The sequence below is a fragment of the Haloferax sp. Q22 genome (assembly GCF_001482285.1).
Taxonomy (GTDB): domain Archaea; phylum Halobacteriota; class Halobacteria; order Halobacteriales; family Haloferacaceae; genus Haloferax.
Genome location: NZ_LOEP01000030.1, coordinates 34,028 through 56,866 on the forward strand (window position 1 = coordinate 34,028; position 22,839 = coordinate 56,866).

The window sequence follows — 22,839 nt, forward strand, 5'->3', positions numbered from 1 at the left end:
GAACTCCGTTAGTACGTGAACAATTGCTGTGGCTGTTTTTTATCACCCACTGAGGGGTGGAGGAGTCAGCAGCCCCCATGCAATCTATGTCTTCCGACCACGAGCAACAGCGATCACGACTCTCTAGCGAGCAGGCTGAGCAACCGAGCGACGAACCGTGGGCAGATCTCGAACTGTCGCTCCCCCACGGCAGAAGTCCAACTGGCATCGTCTCATTCATCGAGCGTGTACTCGTCGAACTTACCTACGAAGACGTCGGAGCCGAGTTCGTCTCAACGAGCGTAGCGGGCGTGAAGCGGACACAGTTCGTCGCCGTCGACGACATCGGTCAGCGGTTCAAGAAGCGGTATTTCGACGAACGTCTCGGCTGGCACGAAACGACAGTCAGCCGTGAAGCGGTTCGTGAGGAGTTGGTCAACCGACTCTCGAAGTTACCTCTTGACCGAATTGACGAGACGTCGAACACTGATCCAGATACGTTCCGCGTGGTGCCTATTCATCAGTTCTGAGCCCGCCGCATCGTTAACCAATACGGAACGCAGACTTCCGCGGTGTTGGTTAACAGCGTGGCAGCGAGCGCCAACGAAACCCCTCTCGCGAAGAGTGGTGGTTCGGATGCTGTCGATGTGAGAATGAACGAAGCGGTTGTCCAAGGTCGTTTCTGAGAACTCCCAAGGGGGTCCACAGATGTTTAAGCCACCACAGAGCACTCATCTACCCATGGCCACGGATCTCACTGAACGGGTGCAAGAAATCGCCGAAGCGAGGGGTATCCCCGAATCAGAGATCCTCGAACAGGCATTGGAACGCGGCGTCGAAGATCTCTGGGTTGACCTCGTTCTCTCGAGATACATCGACGACGAAATCGACCGCGAGACCGCAATCAACCTTGTCGGTCGAGACCGCGTCAAGCGAGCAGAGCAAGAGGTACAGGCTATCGAAGACGACGTTCGGTGGGGACTGAATGCGTGATCCTCGCGGTTGCTGATGCGGGCTCTATTGTGATCACAGAGTTCGCCCCATGAACAAACCGTGTTCTTACTACTGTCTTCTCGGACATGTTTGTCCGTCGGTTCCATGAACTGGTTATCTCGAAGGACCGTTCCAGCTCTGTACCCGATGTCGGCCTAGTGGAGCGGTGACGTACTAAACGTAAGATCTCGATGCGCACCGCATTGGAAGAAAAGAATACGCGATCGGTACGTAACCCAGCGGTCCGCGTGTGGCTCACATCGTACACACGAAAACGGCTAAGTACGTTGGCTCACAATGTACACATCATGAGCACCGAGAAGAAGCGCGTGCAGTTTCGGGCCCCTAATCGGCTCATCGATCGGGCGGATGCACTCGCTGCAGTCCTTGGGGAAGACCGAACAGACGTCCTCGTGACCGCGCTTCGGGAGTACCTCCAAGACGCCGCTCACGACGACACACTCGTCCAGGAGATTGCCGCCGCCTACTACGACGACGAGATTACCTTCGAGCAACTCAAAGCGCTCGTCGGCGCCGAAGAGGCGGCCAACCTCCGCGTGTTGAAACAACAACTGGACGAGGACTTCATCGACGAGGTTGCCGGCGTATAGATGGCGCAGCTTATCGCAGACGCCTCCGCCCTCGTGAGTCTCGGGATCGTTACTGGCGACGAGCCCGATCCACTCGCACTTTGTCTTTCGCAGTACGAGGTCGTCGTCCCAACGGCGGTCATCGATGAGCTCCGTGAGATTGCCTCCTATGATGATGTCCATGGGCACGCTGCGTCCGCCGTCCTCGATCAAACGGAGTCATTCACAACACAGTCGGTCGAGCTTGATGCGGAGTTTCCGCTCGATGACGGTGAAAACGCGGCGGTCACCCTCGCAAACGAACTCGATGCTGGGCTCTTCCTCTGTGACGAGTTCAACCAACTGGGTTTGATTCACGCCTCACTCGCTGATACCCGACTCGTCACGACGCCGACACTGCTCTCGGTTCTCGTTCGAACTGAACACCTCTCAGCTGCCGAGGCACGGTTGCTCCTCAATAAAATCAGCGACGCCCGTAGCTGGGGGGCGAACAGTTACGTGCAGCGAGCTCGCTCGTTGCTCGAAGAGCCCTAATTCTAGACAATTCGATTTTAACTGAAATGGCTCTGTTGAAATCCTCAGCCGCTGATAGGTTACTGAGGCCGTGCTGAATACAGAGCGCGAGTCAGTCAGAGGAGGGGCACCGATATTGACCGAGATGAATCGGCCACTATAATAACAGTACCATACTTTGATACATCTTGCCTACCCACGTCTCATAGTGATAATAAAACGAAAAGAGGACCAGATGTGGCACTTCGCAGAAAACACTCGCTGCGGATGGGCAGACCACTACGCGACACACAATCTGTTCACTTCAGAAAAACAGGTCGATTCCATATCAGAGCTTCCCTCAGACTTTTGCGGGGAATGTGAGAAACGAAGGGGTATCGATTCTAATCGCTAAGTAGTGCCATTTGACGGTTGAATCATCAATCAAAGCATGAATCGATTGCCAGTTCCCCGCTGATTACACCCTCTGACTGTGTCACACGGGTTCTATCCGGTTCCAAGGATTTCAACAGAGCCACTGAAATATATCTCTCTCGTCGAACCACGAGCGCTACGAGGCGAGCAACGATTCGAGCCGATCCCGAAGGGCGTCCCTGTGGACCGTCTCGGTCGCGACCTCCGTCTCGCCGGTTCCCATCTCCTTGAACCCCGTTCCGGTCGGCACGAGGACGACAGACTCATCAGCGGCGATATCGCCACGCTTCGCGAGGCGTGACACGCCGGCTAGCGTCGTCGCGGACGCCGGCTCGACGCAGAACCCGCCGTCGACGGCAAACCGGCGCTGAGCGGTCCGTATCTCGTCGTCGGTAACGGAGACGACGGCGCCGTCAGTATCGCAAACCGCGGCGAGCGCGCGGGCGCCACTCGGTGGGTCTGGGTTACCGATCGAGTGAGTGATCGTGTCGCCGGTCTCGTCGGGCGACAGCGGTGTCGGATCCGTCTCTCCGGCCTCGAACGCCCGCGTTAGCGGGTCGGCGGTCGCGGTCTGGACGAGACACAGGCGCGGCGGCTCCTCGATCAGTCCCGCGCGCTCGAGGTCCCGGATTCCGAGCCAGACCCCCGAGGCGAATCCACCGGAGCTCGCCGGTAGCGCGATCACGTCGGGCGTCGCCGGGGCGAGCGACTCGTAGATCTCGAACAGTGCCGTTTTGTACCCGCTGATGCGGGTGGGTGCGTCGCTCACGAGCACGTCAATCGGGAGGCGCTCGGACAGGTCGAGTGCGTCCCCGTACAGCTTCCCGTAGTCGCCGGCGACCTGTACGATGGTCGGCTCGTACTGAGCGATGAGCTCCAGCCGTACTGACGAGGTCCGCTCCGGGACGAACACGACGCATTCCCGATCGAGGCTCGCCGCGTGGGCAGCGGTGCTGACCGCCATGTTCCCGTACGAGACCGTGCCAATGACGTCGTCACTGGTCGCGACCGTGTGAGGAACGGCCACCGCGCTCCCGCGGTCCTTGTACGCACCAGTTGGATTCTCACCCTCGTCTTTGACGAACACCCGAGCGCCCGCGGCGTCGTCGAGTCCGGAGCTCCTGACGAGGGGCGTGCCGCCTGCGGCTCGCGCAACGCCTTCGGGCCGATCGATCGGCAACAGCGCCTCGTAGCGCCACATCCCATCCCGGTCTCGACAGTCGTCCCACGAGAATGGCGTCGGGTCCATGTCGTCCCAGAGCGGTTCCCCGCAGGCGCACCTGACTCGGGTGCCATCGTCGTAGCGCTCCCCACAACGGTAACAGCTCAACGAGAGAGACATAGCGACGCTGCGGGGGTCGGAGACATATGCGTTCGCTTGCGGTTTCGAACGCCCCGAGCCAAAACGCCCCGCCGACATGCGGGCGAGTCGAGACTTCTCACTACTGACAAGGGCTACGACTGTAACTGGCTGCGTGAAGACCTTCGCGATCTCGGTGTTCGACCGCTACTCGACCACTGCATCAACAATATTGGTGGCGAGTGTGGGAGACACGTCTGCAGACCGACTGAGTGACTGCGACGCCGACGTTGTTTGTGTTCCTCTTGGCGGGGAAATCGATGGATACTGCTCCAGCAGCGTCGGTGTGGATTAGTCGTCGGGGTGGTCGAGACCGTTCTTGAGGTCGTCGAGGTCTCGTTCGAGACGGTCGATGTGTGTCTCGAGTTCGTTCACGCTCATGAGTGCGAGCCGGAGGAACTCGTCATCACGCTCAGGCATGAGCGGAAGCTGGCTTGCGGCCGCGACTGGATCATCGGCCTCGTCGGCGCCCTTGCGGACGAGTTCATCGCGTGCGGCACGCAGTTCGCGTCGGAGGAGTTCAACATCGTCCATGGTGATTGTACGTACCGGGATGAGCCCGCTACGAGCCCACAAGGGTCGAGGTCGTGCGGACCGCGTCACCGAATACGTCGTTTCCTGACCAACGGGTCCGAACGCATGCTCGTTTCGTACCGGAGGAGCGGATACCTGTTTTCTCCCCCTGGATTGGACATGCCGTGGGCCCACCCACACGGTTTAGGCGCCTGCCAATCGAGTTTGACGTATGGAATGTCCGGACTGTGGTGAGCCGTACGTCTCTCGAGAGGTCGGCCCCGGGCGGCCGCCATCGACGCCCCTTGCCAACGCAATTCTCGATACCGAACAGGGCGAGGAAGTTGTTCTCCACCGGCAGTGTTGGACGTGTGGGTGGAGCGAGGACCGCCACATCGAGGTGGCCGCAATCGAGACGGAGCACGGCGACCCAGAAATCGTCGACCGTCAGCAACGGCTAAGCGAACTCGTGGGGCTGCTTGAGGGAACTGAGGATACTGAGACACTCGAATCGGTCCTCCAGTACGTCCGTCAGCAACAGTCTGAGGGCGATTCGATACCACCGTCGCTGGAGCAAGACCCGTGACGGAGACTGACGCGCCCTACCCAGTCAACGAGGCGACAGGGGGCTCAGCCCACCCACCATTCAAAGACGTTTGAATTCATCATACACTCGTTCAACACGTTGAACATCGTCTGTACAGGGGTAGCAGATTCACCCCACGCTAACGCCCAGGGCATTCTCCTCGAAGTTCCGTCAGACAGCTCCCGCTTGGGAGCGTTTTTCGCCCCCAGAAGGGGTGACGGAGACCACAAAATGTCCAGACGCAACACCGACAGCTCCTGTCCAACCACCGGAGTGACTGAGGCTTTATATGACACAGGCACGTGGGTCACGATAATGAGAACCGTTGAGTCAGCAGACATCGACGATTCCCTTCCGCTCGAGACACTTCGAGCGATTCTACAGGAGCATTCGGTGCAGTGTGCACTCCTCTTCGGTTCCTACGCCACGGAAACGACACATCCCACGAGCGATATCGATATCGCAGTGGAACTTGAGACGACCGACCGTGAGGACCCCGCGTACAACGACGCGTTTTTCGGTCTCAGTGCGGATTTAAGCGATGCACTCGGAACGGACGACGTAGACCTCGTGGACATCCACACACTCTCACCACACGTTGCGACGTCAGTCTTCGAAGACGGAGTTCTGCTTGTCGGCGATGTGGCCCATGCCGAGGACCTCCAACGGCGAGTGACTGACACATCATCGACCGACAAATCTCCACGCGAGCGCTTCGACAGTGCACTCGCAAAGATTGATGACCATCTCGGTGGTTCTGCGGTCACAGCGACCGATGGGCATGACGATGAGCGATGACTGACGACGTGTTCCCAGCCGACCGCCTCAATCGTATTCTCGTTGCTGTTGAGACAATTGAAGAGAGTCTTGGGACACTCGCTCGCAAGCAACAGCTCACTCGAGAGGAGTACAAACACGACCCGGATACGCAAGATATCGTCGAACGCCGGTTCGTGAAAATGACAGAGGCAGCAATCGACATCGGTGAAGAACTCGTCAAACACGAGCGTGGACAGCCACCACGAAGCAATCCAGCATCGATGCGAGCACTCGACGAAGTCGGTATTCTCTCACCAAAAACTGCTGGCCAGATGGCGCAGGGTGCCCGCTTTCGGAACGTCCTTGCGCACACGTACGGACGAATTATCGACCACGACGTGGTCTACAACGCATTGCAAGACCTCGAACGGTACCGAACGTTCGTCGTCGAGATACGCGAATACCTCGATTCGATCGGTGCGCTTGACGTCGACGAGCAGACGTAGTTTATGCAGCCGTCAGTCCAGCTTGAGGGGGAGACCAACCTGATTTCGGGATCTAATGAGGGTCTTTCAGATACAGAGATGGCGTCCAGCACCGATTCCTCGGTGACGGTCGATGAAGAAGCTCGCCGACTATACGAGCGGTATCAGGCGGCTGAGACCGACGCTGACCGTCGCAAGATCGCCCTTTGAGATGGGACACTTGATGGACGCCGCCACGCAGAGATCTACGCCGCACTCGAAGACGAGTGAGCCAACAGAATTCTTCGCACTCCCGTCGGTATCGACGGCTATTTTGAGTCCGTGAAACGCATCGACCCACCACTAATCAAGAAGACGGTGAGTGGATTGTTCAGCTGCTGGCCGATGCACTCAAGTACCGACCGGATGTATGCGCTATCGAATCGCGCTCTTATAGCGTTACCCCGTACTCCTTAGCCAGTTCTTGGACGTCCTCCCACTCAGGAAGTCGGGCCGGCCGCTGGGCACCGCTGGTGTGAGATCCGTCCAGAGTACGTCGACGACGTCGGCGACTAGTTCCACGGACGGCACTTCGACGACCGACTGGGCTGGCACCAGACCACCGTCCCTCGACGAACCGTTCGCGATGAGCTCATCACCCAGCTTACGCGGCCGCCCTCGACATCGGTGGAGTGGGCTGGTGAAGGAGCAGCCAGCGAGCCAGACACGTTCGCGGTGAAGCCAGTTCGAGATCTCCGAACGCCGTAGGGGTTCGACTTAACCAACATTTTCGGCCGTTACCGGCATAGTGTTGGTTAATACTGGGATTGGGTCCATTCTCTCGCCCCCACCCATCACCCTACTCCTCGAATGAGTGTACCCTTGCGGCCGGGCGATCCAAGGGGGTACCGAATCTTTACGCCATGAGTTGTTTATCGGCGCCGGGAGGCGTGCAGCGCGCAACAGCGTGCGCTGCGTGACTCACATGCCTAGTCCCGATTCGCACGACGACACAAGTGCCGACCACGAACAGTTCGAGAAAGCACAGCTCGCACAGGACCGCGACGCCGGCAGCGTCGACACGGCGGACGTCGACGACATGACGGCCCGTGGCTTGGTCGACGACCTCATCGACGCGGACGTCGTCACTCCGGTCCCCGATGAGCGCATTCTGGTTCACGAACCGAGTGGCACAGCCTTCGACTCGACGACGCAGCTGGCAGTCTTCCACCGTGGCTGGACGGCCGGCCGCGACGCCGACGCGGAGGGTAAGTGATGCAGCAGACCCTCGTCGGCTGTGCGTTCTGCGACGCACCGCCCGGTACCGAAACGGGCGAGGCGCACACCTGGGGACAGGACGAACGGGTCACCCACCCGATCTGCGTTGACTGCGCGATCCAGACAGAGTCAGATCCCGACGAGCGCGACCACGTCGCCTGTGACGGGTGTGGGCTCGTCATCGATACGCTCGTGGCGCTCACCCGGTTCCGGATCGAACTCGGGCATATGGAAGGCCCGTTGCAGTTGTGCGCCCGCTGTAGTCCGGGCGGGCTCGCGACGTACTGGACACGCGATCTCGAGGAGCATCTCGTCGCGACGCCGTCGGAGTGACCCTCTCCGGCATCTCTGGGCGCCGAAATGTCCCTCCCATCCAAGTAACAAACATACCAAACACCTATGTTCCAACACTCCCAACAGTAGTCCATGTCGAGCGGTACTATCGATATCGACGAGTTCGAAAACGCTGACGCCGACGAATTCGAGGACCGGAACGACACTGAGCGAATTGTGCTGTTTCTCGATAAGAATGACGACCGGGCGTGGAAGGCGGCGACGATCGCCGAGCGACTCGGGTTGGACACGGACGCTGTTAGTGCGATTCTCTCTCGGCTGAAGGAACGCGGGCTCGTCCGGCACAAGCGCCCGTACTGGGCGATCACGGATAACAAGGACCGGCTTCAGTCGGCCTACCGGCTCCACCGCCAGCACGAGGCGGCAGACGACCAATACGGTGAGGAGCGTCTTGCGGACCTCCAAACCGACGAGATGGAAGACGTACAGTGACGGCGTTCGAAGAACTGGAACGCGGCGACATCGTGTGGGCGACCGATCCCCTCTCGGAGAAAGGACGTCCGATGCTCGTGCTGGGGACTCCCCAATTCCCGAACCACGGCGTGCAACTCATCACAGTCCTGATATCCACAAAGACTTACCACGAGGAGTCAGTCACCCTTCGGGACCACGACTACGCCGGCGACCCACTCGGTGAACGCAGTCATGTCCTCCCGTGGTCGCTCGCGACCCTCAACAGTGCTGAGGACATCAAGTACTACCTGACATCGCTCGTGGACGACCGCACCGAGGATGTGGCGAGCCAAGTGATCGGCTACATATCGTCCTGAGACATTCCCGTCGTGGCAACCATTATCTCCGTCAGAACTCACTATGACGGCCGCTCTCCGGTTGGTCGCAGTACGCGACGTCAGCGGAGTGACCCAACATCATTTACTGATTCGCTGTAATCTGTAAACAAGGCCGACCCGTGTCACGCACCTCAAATCGCGCCGAGGGCGACATCGTCCGGGACTTCCTCTCGGTCGCGGACTTGCTGGAGGAGCCACAGCTCGCCCAGCTGTACGCGTACCTTGTCCGTGAGGGTGAAGCGACCGTCCAAGACGTGATGGACGACCTCGAACTCGCTCAGGGAACCGCCTACAGCTACGTCAACCGACTCGTCGACACCGGCGTCGTCGACGTCACCGACGAGGAGCAGCCCCGGCGGTACGCCGCCCGTGCAATCGACCTGACCGTGACGACGGCCGCGGGCGACCGCGAGTACACGATCACGCCGGCGCTGATCGACGCCGTCGGCCGCCGCGAGACGGACGCCGACATCGACACCTACATCGACCGTCACGGGGTCGCTGGCCTCGCAACGGCGCTCACCTACGCGGTCGCCCGCGAACGCGGCGAGGTGACCCACCGGCTGATGGCGGAGGACCTCGACACCTCGCCGCTAGCCGCGGAGATGATCCTCCAGGCACTCCGGCCCGTCGTCCACGAATACTACGACATCGAGGAGTCAGGGGCGGGACTCGACGAGCTGGACATCGACGGCGACGGCGCTGACGACGCGTGAGCCGGCTCCACATTGCCGACACCGGCCTGTTCGTCGCGATGGGACAGCCGTCGAACAGTCGGTATCAGGCCGTTCGGCGGTTCGCTCGCCGAAACGAAATCGCCTTCGTCCTGCCCGAACGGGTGTACGAGGGACTGACCATCGACGACCCGGACGTCGAGGAAGTGCCGATTGACACCGCGATCGACGAGGGCTGGCGACGATTGCGGTGCAGCTGGAGTTCTCAGAGCCTGTCGTCTCGCGGGTGATGGATGGCGTCCAGCGGTACATCGCGAACGCAGACAACCGGCCCGCCGACGAAGTTGAGCGAGCGGACGCCGCCCTCGCTGCGCTAGCTGCCCAGCACCTCAGTTCGGGGACCGCGACTGGCGTGTACATCTACACGACCGATATTGCGGCTGGGGAGGCGCTGAAACCGTACTCGGGAGAGTGGTACAGTGACTCGGTGACGTTCGTGAACGGCTCCCGATTCATCGAGGACTTGGTCGCCGTCAACAGCTAACGCTATTCGGGAGCAAGGTCACGGGCGTCGAGCTCGCCGGCGAGATACTCTCCACCCTCTCGTGTGATGTCGTAGACGCCGTTTCTGAGGTGGACGAGGAGTCCATAGGTAACGAGGGTCTTGCACCGAGCGTTGATGGCGAGAAAAGCGCACACGGTTGCTGTCCACCATTTCCTTCGGGGTGTCGGGGCCGTCGTCAGCAAGATGCTTCAGAATGCGGTCATCGGCGCGAGACACCCAGTCGGCGTCAAAGCGCAGAATCGCTTCTGGTTGCGCCGACGCGATCCCGAACGTGCTATCCAATGTAGAAACGTATCGCTTCTGTGGGTGACTCCTAACGTTTTAAACGCTAGCCAGCTTCATAGTAAGTGTACAGATGCAATCCCCACCAACAGGCAGTTCAGGTGAATCAAGCGACCTCCTCGTTGAAATCGTCGAGACACTGGAGGCATGTGGACTCGATGACGACGCCTATCAACTCCACGAGTACGTCGACCCCGGTGCGCTCGAACAGTTGATCGCTTCCGCCGATGAGACCATCGCTGTTCAGTTTACTGTCGAGGGGATTCCGCTCGGTGTCTCACCGGACGGTGTTGACGTCATCATCGAGGACGAATCGCAGTCCATCGGCGAATAACGACTTACGGTTCCGAGGCAGGGATCGTTCCTAAAGGCCCTCGGCCGCTCGGCGCCCCACGACCACGTGAGACTGCGTCTCGCTTGTTCCCGTTCGCTTCGTCGCCGGCGCAGAGCGCCGGCTTCCAGCGGGACCGAAGGTCACGCACGGCTCACGAGGACGCCGCTGCGCGCCTCACCCCTGCGGTGCTTGCGGGGTCAAGAGGCGGCCAACATGGCCTCGCCCTTTCTGAGTCCACCAGGCCTGTTGATGACCCATCAAGCGACGTGGTCGGTTGGACAGGTGTATCCGTGGCAGCCCGCCCCGCTCGCCGCTGCCGCCTTCCACGTCGCTCGCGACGGTGCGCTGGTACGACAGCGAGCCGGTCGGCGACGGCCATCTGAAGGGGCAGTTCCGAGCGCTGAAGAACATCGTCGGCGATATGGTCGACAAAAGGGTATATTCACCCAGTCGACGGCTCACCAGTACCGCAAGCAAAAGCTCAGCGAGTGTGCCGAGACTCGACAGGAGCTATTCATTCCGACCAGAGAACCGCCCTTCGAGAAGGTGAGTCTGAACTACTCTTAGTTCGATCTGCTTCTGGCAGCTGCTGTTTTTCTGGGGCAGGTATGAGTGAGCTCCATCGTGGGCTCGTGATTTGATGCCCAAGATGCCAGACGACGATCCATTCCATGATTGTGAGTTAGGTCCCGACACGATTCTCGGGACACACGTTCGAAGGCGTCCTGTTCACCGACGACACGCAGACGCCGGTGAACGTACTAACCGGCGAGACACCCGCACATTCGCGAGCGACTGTCGAGGAAGCGAAACAATTCGCTGCAAGTATCGATACGGATACGCCACAAATCGCACTCCCACCCCTGTCGAGACGCAAATCGAGACGCAGAGCAAACCCTACACATCGGCTGCGTTCTTCCACTTCAAGCGCCTGAGTCGCTTGAGTGCCATTGCGCCTATCACGCCGCTTATGAGGCGGATGCATTCACTGTCGACTTCGATGCCAACTACAAATCGGGCGACTTGACCATTACTGTCGAACGAGCGGGTGAATCCTGAGGCTCCTTAGCCACGAGGTGAGTCTTTTGAGCACCGGTGCTTCGAGATGTATTATCTGTTATAATAGCATTTCCACGTGGATGGAGTGAATACTCGCCGGTGTATGGCATGGTAAATCATGCATGATACTATCACTCATCATTGAGAGTGTGAATGCAAGAATTGGCTTGCCCGAACAAAAAAAGCAAGAGGAGACAAGTCGATGGTAGAGTTCAAGCCCCGTTTGTTTGAAGACATTGCCCCGGAAGAGCGACCATCACTTATCGAATCGCTCGTACCCATTGTCGGGATGGTGGTCTTTCTGAGCGTTGGTATCGTCGGATTTGGACTTGGACCACAGTTCCCCCTGCTTTGGGGCATTGCCTTCACTGGTCTGTTTGCTTGGTACCACCTCAACTGTTCGTGGGAGGCTTTGTACGACGGCATTAGTGATAGTCTCCTCATGGGGTTGCAGGCGATTCTCATTATTTTCCTCGCCTACACGCTCGTCTCCACACTAATACAAGCGGGGACCCTCCCGACACTTATGTACTACGGGGTAGAGCTACTCAGTCCTAAGATATTCCTACCACTAACTGCCATTCTCATCACAATTATTACGCTGGCAATTGGATCGTCGTGGACCGCAGTGGGTGCGCTCGGCGTTGCCTTCATCGGTATCGGTTCTGGTCTCGGTATCCCGGCACCGATGACCGCCGGTGCTATCCTTACTGGTGCATACACTGGCGACAAGATGTCTCCCCTCTCAGATACGACAAACCTCGCTGCGGCGGTGACTGACACCGATCTCTACGACCACATTAGGGCGATGCGGCCCGGCTCCATGCTCGCGTTAGGTATCTCACTCGTACTGTACACGGTGCTCGGGTTGAGCGTCTCGGGAAGCATCCCCGAAGGACGTATCGCGGCGATTCAGACGGCTATTGAGGGCTCCTACGTTGTAACGCCGCTCGTCTTCGTTCCTCTACTCATCATTCTTGGACTTGCGGTGTATGGGATTCCAGCACTCCCGACACTCGGTGCGGGTGTCTTTGTGAGTGCACTGACATCAATCCTCGTACAGGACGTCCCATTCGCCAGCGCGTGGGATGCAGCAGTATACGGGACAGGTCCAAAAACAGGGATGGACCTCGTGAATGGATTGCTGGAGAGCGGTGGCATGGTTGATGCTGCGTGGGCCATCACCATCGTTATCGCTGCGCTCTCACTCGGTGGGATGTTGGAGCGAACTGGCATCCTCGCGGTGCTTGCACATCATCTCACCCAGTTGTGTCGCGGTGTATCGAGTACTACCAGCGTGACGGCCCTTTCAGCCATCTCGATGAACATTCTCGCAGCCGAACAGTACATCAGCATCGTCGTGCCGGGTCTGTCCCTTCGGAACCTCTACAGGGAACAGGGGTTGAAGTCGCAGAATCTCTCCCGTGCTGTTGAGGCGGCCGGGACGACGACGAGCGCACTTGTCCCTTGGACTAGTGGGGCTGTCTTTATGTCCGGAGTGCTCGGCGTCCCGACAGTCCAGTACGCACCGTACTACTTTTTCGGATTCCTTTCCCCACTAATTTTGCTATTCATGGGAACAACCGGCTGGCGAATCATGCACACTGACCAGAATGAACCTGCCAGCACCTCATCAACAGGCGATGCAACCGTGCCAGCTGTAGGTGAGGACTGACGAACACCTATCGGCGACAGACAGTTCCACTGCATCATCACGAAGCAGTATCGTTTCAGATATGATCTACGAGCACGTCAGTGAGCTTCTCTTCGGCGCGTCTGAGGTGGTGTTCAACCGTCCGACGACCGACTCCTATTGTATCCGCAATTTCGGTCGTCGTTGTGTTACGTGGTATCTCGTAATACCCACAGTCGTGAGCAGTGAGGAACACCTCGCGTTGGCGATCGGTAAGCGTCGGAAGATATGATTCCATCGAGAAGATGGGTGTTCCTGATTCGGCCTTCGCTAGTTCTTGTTTGGACTCGACAACAACTGTGTAGTCGGAAGAGATATCACGATAGAATGACGAGAGGTTCGCCGGATCGAGCGCAAGCACACGAACGACCTTCATCCCATCCCGATACTGCCACGGCGGCAAGAGTAGACAGTTGTTGGCCACGAGATACGGTTTAATGTAGTTGCCTGCTCCCTCTTCTAAACACGCTTCTGTTACAACTACTTGTCCGTCGCCGTCGTCGTCGGTAAGTCGTTCGTCTACACCAACCTCTGAGCTGACCTGAGCGATCACATCCTCTTGTCGCTCGCCGGAGACATAGAGTAAGTCACAGTGGTCATTACACCATAGCCTGATCTCCGTGTCTGTCCCCTTAGTCGACTGTGAGTACGGACTATCTCCGTCAATGTGGAACACCGCCTTGTACATGAAGCCCAATTCGGAATTGGAGTATTAAAATGATTGTCCATGTTGAATCAATGTAGTCCCGAACCTAACTACAAAGACGTACCGTCCGAGACGAGTCCGCACGGGGTCGGAAAGAAAACACTCTTTGATGAGTGTGAGCCGACATGTGGTCCAGTCTTCCGCTCGTCTTTGTAATTAGCGGAATTAGTCCGATCTGGCTTTCTTGAAGCCCCTTTCACGTTTGTGCCCTGTTGAGGAACACGTTTTGACCGTATGCGTTGAACCTGATAGTGACTAGGACGAATCTTTACTGGTCAAGTACGGCCAGATATTCGGTTCGTCGATCTTGGTGATCCCTCTCGGGATGTAGTCTTTCAGCGTCGAGAGATCCGGAACGAGTCGGTGCTTGAACCACTCCTGGAGCTGATCCCAGCAGCCTTCGACGGCGTTCAATTCGGGGAGTTTCGACGGAAAGTACCACACTTCAAGATCGTCGCCGCACACGCACGAGACCGAACTGTCTCCGACAGTTTCGGTCTCGCGCTCTCCGCTGACGTATTCCCAGAGATCTCTCGCGTAGAAGTAGCCTGCCCGGTCCAGAAATACCACTAATTCCTCACCGAACTCGTCGGTGAGTGCTTCTAACAGCCGTATTCCGTGCTTTCGTGTGAGGTTCTCTTCTGTCCAGCAGTAGAAGCTGTCACCGTCGTCGGTGACAGCGCCCAGCACTGTCACCGACTTCCAGGAACTCGTCGTCTCTATCGTGGGATCCGAGCCGATTGGGTACCAACCGCGCCGCTGGACGGTTCCAACGTGCTTGGTGAACTGATCGACGACAACGACGGTTTTCTCGCTCAGTTCGGGTCGTTTTTTTCGACTGTTTCTTGGAACTCGGCTTTCTCCTCGGGGTCAGCCTCGTGGTGGCGAGGCCGCGCTGTCCGCAAGAACAGCCCGGCCTCTTTCAACAGGTCGTACGCGTAGGTCTCGTGGTACTCGACGCCGTACTCCTCTTTGGCGTGGTGAAGCAGAAGCTTCGCCGACCACGCTTGCTGATCGTAGCCGAGTTCAGTCGGCGGCTGTTGCAACTGTTCAAACAGCTGGTGGCGGTCTTCGCCGTCGATCTTTGCTGGGCCTCCTGGGCGAGCAGCGTCGTAGGGAGCTTGCTCAATCGGTTGTTCCTCGAACCGATTGAGCCAGTTTTGAATCGTTCGCTCAACAACATCGTGGCGGTCAGCCAGTGTGTCTAATTGATCACCTTGCTTGCGGCCGATCGCCGCGAGAACACGTTCTCGCGGCTTCCCTTCGTCGATTTGGTCTTTGAGCTCGTGGAGTTCTTCGAGCGTGATATCGTCCAGCCGTCCCATTACTGACTCTCTCGTCTCGACAAGCAAATAACTTCCCTAGTCACTATGAGGGGGGTAAATATCTCTCCCTGATACCAACGCCAAGAGAGTTCAATAAAACTGATATTCCAGTCAACGTTGCGTGGTCATTGTCGGAGACCATCGGGTTGACGCTCCACAAGTTTAATACGAGGACAATTGTCGGTGAGACATTCTTCACCCGATAAGTTGTTGAGTTGCTACCACAACGGACTAGTCCCATTTTCAAGCCGACCCTTTCATCGATTCCATATAAATGATGTTCCAAGTGGTGCAGTCAGAGCTACCCGAAACGATACTAAATAATGTGGTATGTCAACAGAGGCAGTACAGGAGGGTGTCCCAGATAGAATACAGTCCGTAATCGATGACGTTGGAAAAGTCTCTGAGACCGGGGAGATTCCCGCACGGATACACAATGACAGGGAGATATTCGAGTTGGAACGTGACCGGGTGTTCGGGGGGGGTTGGGTGTTCATCGGCCATGAATCGGAAATTCCAGAGCCAGGCGACTACGCCAAGCGCTACATTGCCGACAACCCCGTCATCTTCGTTCGGGACGAGAACCACGAGATACGCGTGTTGTTCGATGCCTGCCGGCATCGTGGCACTACCGTGGTGCGGGCGGAACAGGGGAATACGACCCATTTCCGGTGTCCTTACCACAACTGGACGTACAAGAATACTGGCAAACTCGTTGGTGTTCCACACAAAGAGCAATGCTACAAGGAGCTAGACACGTGTGAATATGCTCTCCAGTCACCACCACAGGTCGACACCTATGCAGGGCTCGTTTTCGCGTGCCTCTCAGAAGACACGCCACCGCTCGCCGAATACCTCGGTGATTTCAAATGGTATCTTGATATTGCCGTGGATTTCGCTGAGGGTGGCTTAGAGGTCGTTGGCGAGCCGATTCGCTGGGAGGCCGATACAAGCTGGAAGATTGCCGCGGACAATTTCACTGGTGATGCCTATCATGTACCTGCGGCACACAAGTCGACGATGGACCTCAACATCTTCCCCTCAGATCTAACGGCGCTTGCGGGCAACCGGACCTCTCTTGACGTGATCGATTGTAGCGGCCATTCATGTTCGTTCTCGTACTTCGAAGAGAGCCCAGGGGGGTACCCGGAGGAGATATTCACGGACGAACATCTCTCGCAGTTACAGTACAAGATCGCAAAGAACCACGTGTCCATCGTCGGCACCGTGTTCCCGAATCTCTCGTTTAACAATACACTGAAAAACGCTGATCCGGACAACCGGGAACTGAAAAAGTTCCTTACAATTCGGAAGTGGCAGCCGGTTGCCTCAGATAGAACTCAGATCTGGAACTGGATTCTCGTCCCGAAAAACGCCTCCGAGGAGTTCAAAAAGCAGGCCTACGATACTGGAATTACAACCTTCAGCGTCTCAGGCAATTTCGAAGTAGATGATTTTGCTGTCTGGGACGGTATTACTGAAGCCGCAGGGAGTTCGTTCGCACGGCGAACCAATCGGCAATCGAACTACCAGATGAACATGGGAGAGATGGGCGAAGCTGAGGACATCTCCGATGAATGGGACGGGCCAGGTACCGTTATCAACTCCGCTTTCGAGGACGGTACGATGCGGACGTTCTATCAGAGTTGGTATCAAATGATGACCGGTCAGCGTATCGATGGGTCGGATACCGACTCGGAACAACGAGGTGCGTAAAATGATGACTCATAAACTACGGCTTGATTGCGAGGAATTCCTCTACCATGAGGCAGAATTGCTTGACGACAAGCGCCTCCACGACTGGTTTGATCTGCTTACTAACGACATCGAGTATCGCGTTCCTCGGAGGGTGACACGCGAGCGAGGTTCTGAGCGCTCGGAGTTCAGCGGGAAGGGCTTTCTCTACCGCGACGATCATGGGACCCTTTCGACGCGTGTTGAGCGTTTCGACAACGACTTCGCGTGGGCTGAAAATCCCCCATCACGGACGCGTCGGTTTGTCTCAAACGTTCGAGCGAGCGAACTCCCAAACGACAACGTGGACGATGTCACCGTGAAGAGTAATCTACTACTCTACCGGAGCCAGGGAGATACTGCCAACCACGACCTTATCGTCGGGGAACGAAAGGATCGGCTCCGTCGCGTTGATGATGAATTCAAATTAGCTGATCGGACTGTGTATCTCGACCAGACGGTCCTCGCGACCCGGAATTTGTCGTTTTTCCTCTGAGAACGGAGTTCCATCATGAACCTTATTCCACTCACCCAACTGGATGTGAAAGGAGACTCAATAGGTCTCAATCGGATTGAAACGCCGAAGGGGGAGCGTCTCGAAATCGAAACGCCGACGTCGTCGATTCGATTGGACGCAGTTGCACTAGAGGCACTCGCTTGGCAGAACCACGACACGCTTGCCAATCTATCAGGAGCGGATGCCACTCATCGGTCACCTATCAGAGAAGATGATTCAGCTGAACGAACCCAGCTGACAACCGTTTCGAATGAGTTTGGCTTTGTTACCGTCTACGAGATGAATACTGAATCTGGTGCCCGTATAGTCCTCAACGCTGAAAAACAGGGCGAGGTGATTCGGCTCTTCCCTACCGAACTCGAAACTCTCGCCCAGCAGGACCATAATCTCATCACACGGTGGCTTAGAAGCGATTTAAATGATTGACATCCTCCCACGCTTGAAGACGTCCCTCGAACGCAGAGCGTTCTGGTGTGCGAACGAGACGCAGAGCGTCTCGTCAACGCGGGAATCCCGACCGCAGTTGGGATATTAGGGTTCGCGGTTAGCAACTTGTTCTCGTAGGGCGAAACGGCCCTCACTACGGTCGAACAGATGAACCGCTGGCTGTGCCAACCAGCCGTTATCTCTATCGCCGCCATCCGTGGCGAGACTCGGGAGTACCTTTTGCCGAATGTTCTCCGCACCGTTCACGTCTGCGTTCGCAACTGTGTCGTATTTCTCACACACATACAGGCCACGTTCAACGCGCTGATTATCGTCGGTGTGGCCGCACGCCGAACACGATTTCGACGTATCGCGTTCTGACACCAACTCCACGTCGATCCCTCCGGCTTCCGCCTTGTAGTCCAGTAGCGTCGTGAAGCGGTCAAACGCCCACCCATGCAAATCAAGGTTGCCGTGGTCGCCCCAATTCCGGGGTGTACCGTTCTCGTCGTCTTCTCGGATGCCGCCGAGGTCGCCAACGACAAGGGTTCCAACACCTCGTTCAACACACTCCTCCACAATCGCAGATGTAGTGGGCCAGTTGATTGGCTACATCCTCGGCTGATACCTGCCTCGTCTGGCTCAAGTGAGGCTCACAATGTACACATCATGAGCACCGAGAAGAAGCGCGTGCAGTTTCGGGCCCCCCAATCGGCTCATTGACCGGACGGATGCACTAGCCGCAGTCCTTGGGGAAGACCGAACAGACGTCCTCGTAACCGCGCTTCGGGAGTACCTCCAAGACGCTGCTCACGACGACACACTCGTCCAGGAAATTGCCGACGCCTATTACGACGACGAGATCACTTTCCAGCAACTGAAAGCACTCGTCGGCGCCGAAGAGGCGGCAAACCTTCGCGTGTTGAAACAACAGTTAGACGAGGACTTCATCGACGAGGTCGCTGACGCATAGATGCCGCAGCTAATCGCAGACGCCTCCGCCCTCGTCAGTCTCGGGATCGTTACTGGCGACGAGCCCGATCCACTCGCACTTTGTCTCTCGCAGTACGAGGTCGTCGTCCCAACAGCGGTCATCGATGAACTCCGTGAGATTGCCTCCTACGATGACGTCCACGGGCACGCTGCGTCCGCCGTCCTCGATCAAACGGGGTCATTCACAACACAGTCGGTCGAGCTTGATGCTGAGTTTCCGCTCGATGACGGTGAGAACGCGGCGGTCACCCTCGCAAACGAACTCGATGCTGCGCTCTTCCTCTGTGACGAGTTCAACCAGCCCTATCGAATTCACCGCGAGAACGATCCGGCGTTCGCGATGGCCGGCCTCTGGGACGTCTGGGAGGGCGACGACGAGACGATCTCGTGCGTCACGATTCTCACGACGGAGCCGAACGACCTGATGAACTCCATCCACGACCGGATGCCGGTTATCCTTCCGCAGGACGCGGAGTCCGACTGGCTCACCGCAGACTCGGACACCCGCAAGGAACTGTGCCAGCCGTACCCGAATGACGATCTGGGTGCCTACGAGATCTCGACGCGGGTCAACAACCCCGGTAACGACGAGCCCCAGGTCATCGAGCCACTGGACCACGAGCAATCGGGCCTCGGCGAGTTCAGTTCCTGATAGCTGACGGGGTCACGGTCACTGCATCGGCGACGCCGCCGCTGAATCGACGAGCGAGTACTCTCGATCTCGGATGGTACCTTCTGCCATGAGGCGGTCTTCGAGATGCTCACGCTCGGTCTTATCCAAGTGTGCCTTCCGCTGAGAGAGCATACGTACTATGCGACGATGACCCGTCTGTTATCAGGCTAGCACCCATCTTGATCATCTGATTCCGTTTCAGATGGCCATGTTGGGTCCTCTGGGCGGGGAATCTCCTCTACCAAATCCTTCTCGAACTTCGAAGCTCTCCAGGCTATCACGTTCTCCTTCCGCTGGACGTACTTTTCGTCAGTATCCAGCCACCGGGCAATCTCCTCGTACCTGTGACCAGCACAGAGCAGCACCATCAACGCGAAATCGAAGCGATCGAGATTGCTCTCGTTCGCATCAGCATCAATCCGGTCGAGGAACGCCTGTGAGGCATCACCGACGAACTCCATCAGTATCTCATACAGCTCTTCGTCATCAAATCCATCAAACGTGAATCCCTCCGTGATGTTGTTCCCAGGGTCACTCTCTTCGGTATCCCAGCGAATCTCTTCGATGGTTGCTCTTTCACAGTCGTGAAGTCTCGATAGGCGCTCTGGATACTCCTGTTCCCAAGTCGTGATTGTGTCGGCGACAGCCTCAGATTGAGCGTGTTCGATATAGGGATCACACCCTCGCTTCGCGATGACTGACTCGATGTTCTTTCCCGAGATCGTCAGTAGTACGGACGCACATCGATCAGTCTGTTCGAGGATCTGTGCGACTTCACGACGCGATTCGAGTTCGTCAAGGCCTGCACGCTTCTGCGCGTCGTGGACGAGGTTGTTTCTGCGTTCTTTGACCTCGACAAGCGATCCATGGTCACCTCCGGTCAGTATTTGGATATCACAGAGTTTCTCTAATCGCTTCGCGTGCCCCATACTCCGAACGTGCTCTGTGATGCTGTCGAGACGAGCTTCCTCGCGAAAGAGTTCGTTGAGGACTGTTTCTGTTGTCAGCTCTTCGATGAGTGCCGAGGCGAGGAGGAGATACGAAAAGAATGACCGCTCAATGTCGCTGTCGATCTCGTCGGTGGACCGGAGTTTTTCAGCGATTTCAGCACGCTGTTCGAGATAATACTCGAGGACGTTGTCTGAATGCCCGACGAGAGAGTTTTGGCGTTCTACGTAGGCAACTTGGAGGAGTAATTCCTTCTCGAAAGGGGTGCTCTCACTCAGCTTCTGGCACTTCTGGAGCGAACTTGTGGGGAGATGGCGAGTCAAATAATCGATGTCGTCGTAGACGAGCGGCGTATTCGTCGGACAATTGTCTACGATTGACTGAAAGTCGTCGTTGTCAGCGAGTTCGCTGAGTGCAGCACGTATCTCGTCGACGCTAAGTTCCCGAACATCTTCTGACGCGTCTGAGTCTTCACCGACCGGAACAACGCGGTACGACGCATCTCCAACGATGACGACCGGGCCTTCCAGATCGAGAACCTGATATTCCCCGATAGGGCTCAGAGAGACTGTCTCTGCGTCTATTTCGAACGATACGTCGAGATCAGTGTCGTCGCCCACGCGTCAAAAACTGCAAAGGGCTCTATTCGACTTGGGCTTCGTACTCGTCCCAAAGCGTGTCGATGTCCGTGCCGGTCTCCTCAGAGATATGGCGCAGCAACTGCGCCCTGTTCTCGAACCGACGGAGCTGGCCCTTTGCGCTCATAGTAGTACATAATCGCTCCTGCAGTAATAAATCACGGGGGTGCATGCTCTCGGTCAACAAAACACGACCTACCAGTGCTATAATCACCTCATAGACGACGCGCTGGTGTGGCGTGAGCGAGTCGAGGCTCTTCTGCTTGATCTGGGCCCGGGCATCCTCGGCGGCGTCGAGGAGAATGTCGTCGGTGATGCGCTCGTGGTTCTCGCTATCTGCCTTGCCGGCGGCCGTTCGGAGGATGCCTATTGCGAGGCGGGCGTCGCCGGCGGCCGCGTCGGCGATCCGGTAGAGCTGGTCGTCGGTGATGACGTCCTCGTCGAGCCCCCACTTCGCCCGCGCACTCAGGATGTCGTACAGCTGCTTGTCGTGGTACTTGTCCATCCGGACGTGTTCACTCGAACGGAGCCGACTCACAAGCCGGTCGTCGACGCGCTGCAGACGATTATCAGCGACTTCGGTGTCCACCGAAGTATTCTCGAGTATCTTCCCGACTCCAGTGAGGAGTTTCGAACAGTCTGAATTCGGCTTTCGGGCTGGTCTCTCCGTTCACACTTTTTTAAGGTTGTTCACAGGTGGACCCCACGTTTCCGACGTTCTTGACGACCGGCTAGTAGAATCAAATCACCGTCTGAACGTGTTTGGGAGGTGAGTTGTGTCGGTACGTTTGGGGGGCGACTGCTCGGGTTGCGCACGCTCCGGCGGGCAGTCCGTTCCTGCCGGGCCCGGGCGTTTCGCGCTGCCGTTGCGTCTGCGACGGACGGGGCACGGTCGCGGGGCCGGGTCGGGCCGCGTGCAGCCACCCGATACCGGTCAGCCCCGAGGGCGGGCCTGCGAGCGCTCGGCCCGCGTCCGGGCCGTGACCGAGACCGGGCCGGCTGCATCTTCACCAGCCGTTGCGTCGGCGCTCCCTCGATGCGGTCGCGCCGTCGGCCGGCTGGTTCAGACGTGGCCGCTTGCGCGGTCCGGGCGGGCTGCTCGCCGTTCGGGCGATTGCCCTCACCCCTCGTTCACCCGGGCTGCCGCGGCTACTGGGGGCTCGCCGTGCTCACCCCCATATGCCACGGTCCGGGGCTCACTCAGGGCTGGCTGTGCGGCCTGCCGGGCGTGCGCTCAAACTCGACCGCGACGAGCTGTGGGTCTGCGGGCGTCCAGCCCGCACCGGGCTGCCGCACGAGGCGTTTCCGTTGCGTCTGCGACGGACGGGACAGGCTCGTGCGGGTCCGGGCGCGGTGCTGTTCCGGCGGGTCCTCGCTCTCTGCGGCCTCGCTGTGGCCGTATGCGACGCCGTTCACCACCGTATACCCCCCGGCCGTGCCGCCTCGGTGCCGCGGCCGCTGCCGTTGCGTCTGTGACGGACGGACTCGGCGCGGCGCCGACCCGCGGTGACCGGCTGGGTATATGGTGGTGACCGCGCGCTCACCTCGAGGTTCACCCCCGCACTCGTCTGTGGGGGGTGCCGTCGGTGCCGCGCCGCGCCGGACAGGGTCCGGCGTGAAGGCGCGGCGCGGGCACCTCGGTGACGGCGTCATCGGTCGACGTCGGAGCCGTGGCTCG

At 58.0% G+C, this 22,839-nt stretch carries 26 protein-coding genes and 8 pseudogenes; 24 read left to right on the forward strand and 10 right to left on the reverse strand.

What is annotated here, in order from left to right:
- The first annotated feature begins 86 nt into the window (after positions 1-86).
- The 4 genes from AM590_RS13145 to AM590_RS13160 all read left to right on the forward strand — a co-directional run bounded on the left by AM590_RS13145 (position 87) and on the right by AM590_RS13160 (position 2,096).
- A complete protein-coding gene (locus tag AM590_RS13145) occupies positions 87-509 on the forward strand; it encodes a hypothetical protein (protein WP_058827927.1) in 423 nt (140 codons plus the stop codon).
- Between the two features lie 211 nt (positions 510-720).
- Positions 721-972, forward strand: coding sequence for a ribbon-helix-helix protein, CopG family (locus AM590_RS13150; protein WP_042662470.1), 252 nt, complete (start codon positions 721-723; stop codon positions 970-972).
- Positions 973-1,280: 308 nt separating this feature from the next.
- A complete protein-coding gene (locus tag AM590_RS13155; RefSeq protein ID WP_058827872.1) occupies positions 1,281-1,583 on the forward strand; it encodes a hypothetical protein in 303 nt (100 codons plus the stop codon).
- Positions 1,584-2,096 carry a hypothetical protein gene (locus AM590_RS13160; protein WP_058827873.1) on the forward strand — a complete coding sequence of 171 codons (513 nt, stop codon included), beginning with the start codon at positions 1,584-1,586 and terminating at the stop codon, positions 2,094-2,096.
- Positions 2,097-2,625: 529 nt separating this feature from the next.
- On the opposite strand, the gene AM590_RS13165 is transcribed toward AM590_RS13160, so the two are convergent.
- Together AM590_RS13165 and AM590_RS13170 are read right to left on the reverse strand one after the other, a co-directional pair.
- Positions 2,626-3,690, reverse strand: a complete 1,065-nt coding sequence (locus AM590_RS13165) for a pyridoxal-phosphate dependent enzyme (RefSeq protein ID WP_058827874.1) — start codon at positions 3,688-3,690, stop codon at positions 2,626-2,628.
- 450 nt (positions 3,691-4,140) lie between these two features.
- Positions 4,141-4,383, reverse strand: a complete 243-nt coding sequence (locus AM590_RS13170; protein ID WP_058827875.1) for a hypothetical protein — start codon at positions 4,381-4,383, stop codon at positions 4,141-4,143.
- A gap of 211 nt (positions 4,384-4,594) precedes the next feature.
- Between AM590_RS13170 and AM590_RS13175 the strand changes: the two genes are divergently transcribed.
- From AM590_RS13175 to AM590_RS13220, 11 genes and pseudogenes are all read left to right on the forward strand, one after another.
- Positions 4,595-4,948: a hypothetical protein gene (locus AM590_RS13175; protein WP_058827876.1), complete on the forward strand. Its 354-nt coding sequence runs from the start codon at positions 4,595-4,597 to the stop codon at positions 4,946-4,948.
- A gap of 315 nt (positions 4,949-5,263) precedes the next feature.
- Positions 5,264-5,746 (forward strand): nucleotidyltransferase family protein, encoded by a 483-nt coding sequence (locus AM590_RS13180; protein ID WP_058827877.1) that lies wholly within the window; start codon positions 5,264-5,266, stop codon positions 5,744-5,746.
- The gene (locus AM590_RS13185) at positions 5,743-6,213 is read left to right on the forward strand and encodes a DUF86 domain-containing protein (protein ID WP_058827878.1); all 471 of its coding nucleotides are present in this window, start codon (positions 5,743-5,745) and stop codon (positions 6,211-6,213) included. The genes AM590_RS13180 and AM590_RS13185 overlap by 4 nt, the downstream gene beginning before the upstream one ends.
- Before the next feature lie 112 nt (positions 6,214-6,325).
- Positions 6,326-6,517 carry a hypothetical protein gene (locus AM590_RS20895; protein WP_172795806.1) on the forward strand — a complete coding sequence of 64 codons (192 nt, stop codon included), beginning with the start codon at positions 6,326-6,328 and terminating at the stop codon, positions 6,515-6,517.
- Between the two features lie 197 nt (positions 6,518-6,714).
- A pseudogene (locus AM590_RS21150) lies at positions 6,715-6,939 on the forward strand (hypothetical protein); the annotation flags it as partial.
- A gap of 217 nt (positions 6,940-7,156) precedes the next feature.
- Positions 7,157-7,447: a hypothetical protein gene (locus AM590_RS13195; RefSeq protein ID WP_058827880.1), complete on the forward strand. Its 291-nt coding sequence runs from the start codon at positions 7,157-7,159 to the stop codon at positions 7,445-7,447.
- Positions 7,447-7,782 (forward strand): hypothetical protein, encoded by a 336-nt coding sequence (locus AM590_RS13200; RefSeq protein WP_058827881.1) that lies wholly within the window; start codon positions 7,447-7,449, stop codon positions 7,780-7,782. The genes AM590_RS13195 and AM590_RS13200 overlap by 1 nt, the downstream gene beginning before the upstream one ends.
- 93 nt (positions 7,783-7,875) lie before the next feature.
- Positions 7,876-8,235, forward strand: a complete 360-nt coding sequence (locus AM590_RS13205) for a helix-turn-helix domain-containing protein (RefSeq protein WP_058827882.1) — start codon at positions 7,876-7,878, stop codon at positions 8,233-8,235.
- Positions 8,232-8,573 (forward strand): type II toxin-antitoxin system PemK/MazF family toxin, encoded by a 342-nt coding sequence (locus AM590_RS13210; protein ID WP_058827883.1) that lies wholly within the window; start codon positions 8,232-8,234, stop codon positions 8,571-8,573. Before AM590_RS13205 ends, AM590_RS13210 begins: the two co-directional genes overlap by 4 nt.
- A 140-nt stretch (positions 8,574-8,713) precedes the next feature.
- Entirely contained in the window at positions 8,714-9,310 is a 597-nt protein-coding gene (locus tag AM590_RS13215; RefSeq protein WP_058827884.1) for a helix-turn-helix domain-containing protein, read from the forward strand.
- Positions 9,307-9,812: pseudogene (locus AM590_RS13220) on the forward strand (hypothetical protein). Before AM590_RS13215 ends, AM590_RS13220 begins: the two are co-directional and overlap by 4 nt.
- A 2-nt stretch (positions 9,813-9,814) precedes the next feature.
- Here AM590_RS13220 and AM590_RS21385 read toward each other — a convergent pair.
- Positions 9,815-10,070, reverse strand: a pseudogene (locus tag AM590_RS21385) (MarR family transcriptional regulator).
- A gap of 118 nt (positions 10,071-10,188) precedes the next feature.
- On the opposite strand from AM590_RS21385, the gene AM590_RS13230 reads away from it, so the two are divergent.
- The 4 genes and pseudogenes from AM590_RS13230 (at position 10,189) to AM590_RS13235 (ending at position 13,183) form a co-directional block, all read left to right on the forward strand.
- On the forward strand, positions 10,189-10,449 hold the full coding sequence (locus AM590_RS13230; protein WP_058827885.1) for a HalOD1 output domain-containing protein: 261 nt from the start codon (positions 10,189-10,191) through the stop codon (positions 10,447-10,449).
- Between the two features lie 328 nt (positions 10,450-10,777).
- Positions 10,778-11,016: pseudogene (locus AM590_RS21160) on the forward strand (DUF6735 family protein); the annotation flags it as partial.
- A 73-nt stretch (positions 11,017-11,089) separates the two neighbouring features.
- Positions 11,090-11,508 (forward strand): annotated as a pseudogene (locus tag AM590_RS21165) (hypothetical protein).
- 202 nt (positions 11,509-11,710) lie between these two features.
- Positions 11,711-13,183, forward strand: a complete 1,473-nt coding sequence (locus AM590_RS13235) for a Na+/H+ antiporter NhaC family protein (RefSeq protein WP_058827886.1) — start codon at positions 11,711-11,713, stop codon at positions 13,181-13,183.
- A 55-nt stretch (positions 13,184-13,238) separates the two neighbouring features.
- On the opposite strand, the gene AM590_RS13240 is transcribed toward AM590_RS13235, so the two are convergent.
- The 3 genes from AM590_RS13240 to AM590_RS13250 all read right to left on the reverse strand — a co-directional run bounded on the left by AM590_RS13240 (position 13,239) and on the right by AM590_RS13250 (position 15,232).
- Positions 13,239-13,889, reverse strand: coding sequence for a helix-turn-helix domain-containing protein (locus tag AM590_RS13240; protein WP_058827887.1), 651 nt, complete (start codon positions 13,887-13,889; stop codon positions 13,239-13,241).
- A gap of 273 nt (positions 13,890-14,162) precedes the next feature.
- Positions 14,163-14,726, reverse strand: coding sequence for a transposase (locus AM590_RS13245; protein WP_082677726.1), 564 nt, complete (start codon positions 14,724-14,726; stop codon positions 14,163-14,165).
- Positions 14,723-15,232, reverse strand: a complete 510-nt coding sequence (locus AM590_RS13250) for a winged helix-turn-helix domain-containing protein (RefSeq protein WP_058827889.1) — start codon at positions 15,230-15,232, stop codon at positions 14,723-14,725. The genes AM590_RS13245 and AM590_RS13250 overlap by 4 nt, the downstream gene beginning before the upstream one ends.
- Positions 15,233-15,562: 330 nt before the next feature.
- On the opposite strand from AM590_RS13250, the gene AM590_RS13255 reads away from it, so the two are divergent.
- The 3 genes from AM590_RS13255 to AM590_RS20545 are packed head-to-tail and all read left to right on the forward strand — an operon-like array spanning position 15,563 to position 17,909.
- Entirely contained in the window at positions 15,563-16,948 is a 1,386-nt protein-coding gene (locus tag AM590_RS13255) for a Rieske 2Fe-2S domain-containing protein (protein WP_058827890.1), read from the forward strand.
- Position 16,949: 1 nt separating this feature from the next.
- On the forward strand, positions 16,950-17,462 hold the full coding sequence (locus AM590_RS13260; RefSeq protein ID WP_253805944.1) for an aromatic-ring-hydroxylating dioxygenase subunit beta: 513 nt from the start codon (positions 16,950-16,952) through the stop codon (positions 17,460-17,462).
- A 15-nt stretch (positions 17,463-17,477) separates the two neighbouring features.
- Positions 17,478-17,909 (forward strand): hypothetical protein, encoded by a 432-nt coding sequence (locus AM590_RS20545; protein WP_157575467.1) that lies wholly within the window; start codon positions 17,478-17,480, stop codon positions 17,907-17,909.
- Positions 17,910-18,014: 105 nt separating this feature from the next.
- On the opposite strand, the pseudogene AM590_RS13265 reads toward AM590_RS20545, so the two are convergent.
- Positions 18,015-18,500, reverse strand: a pseudogene (locus AM590_RS13265) (zinc ribbon domain-containing protein); the annotation flags it as partial.
- Positions 18,501-18,578: 78 nt separating this feature from the next.
- On the opposite strand from AM590_RS13265, the pseudogene AM590_RS21170 reads away from it, so the two are divergent.
- A pseudogene (locus tag AM590_RS21170) lies at positions 18,579-18,882 on the forward strand (hypothetical protein).
- Positions 18,883-19,554: an SOS response-associated peptidase family protein gene (locus tag AM590_RS21175; RefSeq protein WP_058827892.1), complete on the forward strand. Its 672-nt coding sequence runs from the start codon at positions 18,883-18,885 to the stop codon at positions 19,552-19,554.
- A gap of 18 nt (positions 19,555-19,572) precedes the next feature.
- On the opposite strand, the gene AM590_RS21285 is transcribed toward AM590_RS21175, so the two are convergent.
- The 3 genes and pseudogenes from AM590_RS21285 to AM590_RS13285 form a co-directional block, all read right to left on the reverse strand.
- Positions 19,573-19,707, reverse strand: a complete 135-nt coding sequence (locus AM590_RS21285) for a hypothetical protein (RefSeq protein WP_256364943.1) — start codon at positions 19,705-19,707, stop codon at positions 19,573-19,575.
- A gap of 35 nt (positions 19,708-19,742) precedes the next feature.
- Complete coding sequence (locus AM590_RS13280) at positions 19,743-21,143, reverse strand: hypothetical protein (protein WP_058827893.1); 1,401 nt, start codon at positions 21,141-21,143, stop codon at positions 19,743-19,745.
- A 226-nt stretch (positions 21,144-21,369) separates the two neighbouring features.
- Positions 21,370-21,717: pseudogene (locus AM590_RS13285) on the reverse strand (AAA family ATPase); the annotation flags it as partial.
- Between the last annotated feature and the right edge of the window lie 1,122 nt (positions 21,718-22,839).

Bases quoted from the DNA above. Each gene is read 5' to 3' on its own strand.
- AM590_RS13200 (WP_058827881.1), top strand. From the start codon at position 7,447: ATGCAGCAGACCCTCGTCGGCTGTGCGTTCTGCGACGCACCGCCCGGT.
- AM590_RS13205 (WP_058827882.1), top strand. From the start codon at position 7,876: ATGTCGAGCGGTACTATCGATATCGACGAGTTCGAAAACGCTGACGCC.
- AM590_RS13170 (WP_058827875.1), bottom strand. From the start codon at position 4,383: ATGGACGATGTTGAACTCCTCCGACGCGAACTGCGTGCCGCACGCGAT.
- AM590_RS13250 (WP_058827889.1), bottom strand. From the start codon at position 15,232: ATGGGACGGCTGGACGATATCACGCTCGAAGAACTCCACGAGCTCAAA.
- AM590_RS13235 (WP_058827886.1), top strand. From the start codon at position 11,711: ATGGTAGAGTTCAAGCCCCGTTTGTTTGAAGACATTGCCCCGGAAGAG.
- AM590_RS20895 (WP_172795806.1), top strand. From the start codon at position 6,326: ATGAAGAAGCTCGCCGACTATACGAGCGGTATCAGGCGGCTGAGACCG.
- AM590_RS13185 (WP_058827878.1), top strand. From the start codon at position 5,743: ATGACTGACGACGTGTTCCCAGCCGACCGCCTCAATCGTATTCTCGTT.
- AM590_RS13145 (WP_058827927.1), top strand. From the start codon at position 87: ATGTCTTCCGACCACGAGCAACAGCGATCACGACTCTCTAGCGAGCAG.
- AM590_RS21285 (WP_256364943.1), bottom strand. From the start codon at position 19,707: ATGCTCTCTCAGCGGAAGGCACACTTGGATAAGACCGAGCGTGAGCAT.
- AM590_RS20545 (WP_157575467.1), top strand. From the start codon at position 17,478: ATGAACCTTATTCCACTCACCCAACTGGATGTGAAAGGAGACTCAATA.
- AM590_RS13155 (WP_058827872.1), top strand. From the start codon at position 1,281: ATGAGCACCGAGAAGAAGCGCGTGCAGTTTCGGGCCCCTAATCGGCTC.
- AM590_RS13240 (WP_058827887.1), bottom strand. From the start codon at position 13,889: ATGTACAAGGCGGTGTTCCACATTGACGGAGATAGTCCGTACTCACAG.
- AM590_RS13180 (WP_058827877.1), top strand. From the start codon at position 5,264: ATGAGAACCGTTGAGTCAGCAGACATCGACGATTCCCTTCCGCTCGAG.
- AM590_RS13260 (WP_253805944.1), top strand. From the start codon at position 16,950: ATGATGACTCATAAACTACGGCTTGATTGCGAGGAATTCCTCTACCAT.
- AM590_RS13195 (WP_058827880.1), top strand. From the start codon at position 7,157: ATGCCTAGTCCCGATTCGCACGACGACACAAGTGCCGACCACGAACAG.
- AM590_RS13150 (WP_042662470.1), top strand. From the start codon at position 721: ATGGCCACGGATCTCACTGAACGGGTGCAAGAAATCGCCGAAGCGAGG.
- AM590_RS13255 (WP_058827890.1), top strand. From the start codon at position 15,563: ATGTCAACAGAGGCAGTACAGGAGGGTGTCCCAGATAGAATACAGTCC.
- AM590_RS21175 (WP_058827892.1), top strand. From the start codon at position 18,883: ATGCCGCAGCTAATCGCAGACGCCTCCGCCCTCGTCAGTCTCGGGATC.
- AM590_RS13160 (WP_058827873.1), top strand. From the start codon at position 1,584: ATGGCGCAGCTTATCGCAGACGCCTCCGCCCTCGTGAGTCTCGGGATC.
- AM590_RS13175 (WP_058827876.1), top strand. From the start codon at position 4,595: ATGGAATGTCCGGACTGTGGTGAGCCGTACGTCTCTCGAGAGGTCGGC.
- AM590_RS13230 (WP_058827885.1), top strand. From the start codon at position 10,189: ATGCAATCCCCACCAACAGGCAGTTCAGGTGAATCAAGCGACCTCCTC.
- AM590_RS13165 (WP_058827874.1), bottom strand. From the start codon at position 3,690: ATGTGGCGCTACGAGGCGCTGTTGCCGATCGATCGGCCCGAAGGCGTT.